This window comes from Haladaptatus sp. W1, from assembly GCF_001723155.1.
Taxonomy (GTDB): Archaea; Halobacteriota; Halobacteria; order Halobacteriales; family Haladaptataceae; genus Haladaptatus; species Haladaptatus paucihalophilus.
Window position 1 is genome coordinate 1 of the sequence record NZ_MEIH01000031.1, and the last position, 2,128, is coordinate 2,128.

At 62.5% G+C, this 2,128-nt stretch carries 4 protein-coding genes; 3 read left to right on the top strand and 1 reads right to left on the bottom strand.

Annotated elements, in window-relative coordinates; all coding sequences use genetic code 11:
- Nucleotides 1–201 precede the first annotated feature (201 nt).
- The gene (locus tag BG842_RS01585) at nt 202–498 is read left to right on the top strand and encodes a hypothetical protein (protein WP_069449413.1); all 297 of its coding nucleotides are present in this window, start codon (nt 202–204) and stop codon (nt 496–498) included.
- A 22-nt stretch (nt 499–520) separates the two neighbouring features.
- On the opposite strand, the gene BG842_RS01590 is transcribed toward BG842_RS01585, so the two are convergent.
- Nucleotides 521–739, bottom strand: a complete 219-nt coding sequence (locus tag BG842_RS01590) for a hypothetical protein (RefSeq protein ID WP_254662825.1) — start codon at nt 737–739, stop codon at nt 521–523.
- 691 nt (nt 740–1,430) lie between these two features.
- Here BG842_RS01590 and BG842_RS30850 point away from each other — a divergent pair.
- Nucleotides 1,431–1,544, top strand: coding sequence for a hypothetical protein (locus BG842_RS30850; protein WP_254662826.1), 114 nt, complete (start codon nt 1,431–1,433; stop codon nt 1,542–1,544).
- A 115-nt stretch (nt 1,545–1,659) separates the two neighbouring features.
- The coding region (locus BG842_RS01600) for a hypothetical protein (protein WP_254662827.1) at nt 1,660–2,128 on the top strand (469 nt) is incomplete at its 3' end.

A 2,128-nucleotide genomic window follows, 5' to 3' on the forward strand; every position in this document is an offset into this window, starting at 1 on the left:
CAGACGCGGGACTGACGCGGTTTGAATATCGAGGCGGTTGAACGAACTCCTGATGGTGCGGCGTGCTCGTCGGGGGAGAGAATCGTTAGCGCAATGTTACGGCCGAACGACTGTTTCGGCGGCGATTGCCCGGAGAGTCGGCGGTGGAGGGATAAAAGAGACGTTCGTCGCCCGTTCGCCGGTTCACTTCGAGCGCGGGATATGCGACGGGCGTACGGCTGGACGAGGACCATACTCACCGCGGCGGCGGTTGCGCTCGCGCTCGGGATGAGCCTCAGAGTGGTACTGACCGGGCTGTTCGTCGCGTTCATCACGTCGGAACTGCTTCCGGTTATCGTGTTCAACGTCTGTATGAGTGTCCTGGTCGGACGGTGGCTCCTCAGAGAGGTTCGAATCTATCCACCGAGACATCGACCGGAATCGCGTGGGAAAAACTATCGCCCGAGCTCGCCGAGTACCTCCCGACCAACTAGGTCGTCCGCTATCGACCGTCTTTGAGACCGTTTCTAACAGTTTGCACTCATGAGAGAGTCGAACGCGGCGGGGTCCTCCAGAGTTCGCTCAGCGTTGCGGCCGCGAGATAGCGGGTCGGAGCAGCGACCCACTCCGTGGTAATGCTATCGTCGGGGGCGGGTGCCGCTGCCTCGAACCACCACGCGACGTACCGACCGTCGTCGAGTTTTGCGGTGGGATACATCTGCCCGTTCACGGCGACGTCCACGCGGGAGTCCGCCTCCACCTCGGTGCATCCTCGGACAATCGGCGACCAAAATCTCGATTTGGACGGTCCTTTCGGTCACGCCGACTCCCCTCCTCTGTCGCGGCGAACTCGGCGACGCATGCGACAGTTGCGAATTCCATAGCAGACCATCGACATTCACGTACAAGAAAGTCAGTCAGGCGCGTGTCTGACGCGAGCCGAATTAGATTCCAGCACTGGATACGCACAGATTGCGAAAGACCGCCTCGAAACGTTCCTGCGCGGACACCACGAGAAACGCGAGCGGCGCGGCCGGAAGTCGAACAGTATCTCGCGGAACGCGAGTCCGCGAACGCCGGGTTCGAGGTGGGAACCTGATGCGAATCCGGCGACTGCGGGGGACCGAACTCGTCCAGTTCGTGGACGACCTGTGGCTCCCGTTCGCCCGCGAGATGGCGGCGATGGACGATTTCGACACGCTCGCGGATAGCGGCGTCAGAGTGAACGTCCTTTCGTACGTGAAAGACCGCTTCTCGGACGCGGACATCGCCACCTTCGTCGCCGAGGACGACGGGTTGGTCGGCTACGTCTCGGTCGAAAAGCGCGCCTCGCCGCCGGTGTTCGCGCGCGGTCCGCGGGGCTACATCGACGGCCTGTTCGTCCGCCGCGGTCGTCGTCGGAGGGTATCGCGAGCGCCCTGCTCGACCGCGCCGAGGCGTGGGCGCGGCGATTGGGGTGCGAGTTCGTCTCGCTCGACGTGCACGCCGACAACCACGTCGCCCAGTCGCTCTACCGCCGCGACGATTACGTGACGAAACGCCACCGAATGACGAAACGGTTGTAATCCGCTCGAAACCGTCCGTTTCCCGGCTATGGTTCGAAACCGGATTCCGTCTCGGACCGTGGCGTACGCTTATTGTGCTCGCCGCCGTCGCCATACTCTGGAAACGGGGACCACAATGGGTGTTGCATCAGTAACTCCGCAACTCGAAAAACCCGAGCGCCGGAGACTCGTCTGGTTGCACGGCGTTCTCGTTCTCCTCGGCGTGTGGATCGCCGTCTCGCCGCTCACGTTTGGATCGGAATTTCGCGTCCCGGACCACGCGTTGCTGGGTATCGCTATCGTCCTGTTTGCGGGATTGTACGTCGTCGGGCTGTTGCGAGGCCGGACGCTCTCGTTCGTCAGCGAGTGGATGATCGCCCTGTTGGGGCTCGTCGTCCTCGGTATCTCGCTCGTCTCCAGCCTCGTTTCGGACGCCGTTCTCTGGAGCGACGGCATCGCTGGCGCCCTCGTCACGCTCATCGCGGCGTACGTTATTTACACGCTCTATCGAACGCGACGACGGGAGAATCAGATGAGTAGCGTTACCTTCCCGACGAATCGTGACGGAACGACTGGCCTCACGGAAGCGGTCTCGTTCGCCCTCG

Bases quoted from the DNA above. Each gene is read 5' to 3' on its own strand.
- BG842_RS01585 (WP_069449413.1), top strand. From the start codon at position 202: ATGCGACGGGCGTACGGCTGGACGAGGACCATACTCACCGCGGCGGCG.